Source organism: Streptomyces sp. WELS2, assembly GCF_013870595.1.
GTDB lineage: Bacteria > Actinomycetota > Actinomycetes > Streptomycetales > Streptomycetaceae > Streptomyces.
Genome location: NZ_JACBWZ010001376.1, coordinates 1 through 970, shown reverse-complemented (window position 1 = coordinate 970; position 970 = coordinate 1). Strand labels below are relative to the sequence as shown.

The 970-nt window shown below is 74.5% G+C and carries 1 protein-coding gene; it reads left to right on the top strand.

Going from position 1 to position 970, the window contains the following annotated elements; all coding sequences use genetic code 11:
* Positions 1–970 (top strand): DUF6519 domain-containing protein (locus H5J33_RS36470; protein ID WP_258565650.1); only part of this gene is annotated, 970 nt, incomplete at both ends.

Here is a 970-nt window from a genome sequence, read left to right as displayed (position 1 = left end):
TACGTGGACGGCATCCTGTGCGACGCGGACCGCCCCGCGCCGGGAGTCCCCGTACCGGACGAGGACACCGGACAGCGGCAGCCCGCCGAGACGGACGCCCACTGGGACTACTGGAACCAGCCCGACGGCTTCCGCGACCCGGAGCGGCCCGGCGACCGGCTGCCCTCACCCGCCCGGTCGCCCTTCCTCGTCTACCTCCAGGTGTGGGAGCGGACGGTCTCGGCGGCCGAGGACCCGGCACTGCGCGAGGTCGCCCTCGGCGCGGCGCTGCCGGACACCGCCGTGCGCACCAAGGTCGTCTGGCAGGTGCTGCCGCTGCCGCTGACCGCGCTGGAAATCGAGGACGCCGCACCGTCCCCGGGAGCCGTCCGCGAGGCCTTCGAGAAGTGGGCCAGGACCCAGACGGCGCCCACGGCCCGGCTCGCCGCCCGCAGCGAACGGCCCGAGCACGCCGACGACGACCCCTGCCTGGTCCGGCCCGACGCCCGCTACCGGGGTCCGGAGAACCAGCTGTACCGGGTGGAGATCCACGCGGGCGGCGAGGCGGCCGACGCCACCTTCAAGTGGTCCCGGGACAACGGCTCGGTCGTCTTCCCGGTGGACGAACTGGACGGCACATGGGTGCGGTTGGCGACCCTGGGCCTCGACTCGAAGCTCGGGCTGGAGGTCGGCGACCACGTCGAGTTCACCGACACCGCGTACGCCTCCCGGCTGGAGGCGCTGCCCCTGCTGCGGGTCGAGGAACTGGACCTGCCCGGCCGCCGGGTCCGCCTCTCCGCCGAGCCGGACCCACGCGTGGGACGCCTGCCGCACCTGCACCCGTTCCTGCGCCGCTGGGACCACCGCGAAGAGCCCCGGCGCAAGGGACGCGCCAACTCCCTCGAGGACGGTGCCGTACCGCTCGCCGAGGGGCGGTGGCTGCCGCTGGAGGACGGCGTCGAGGTCTACTTCGCCGGGAACGGCACGTACC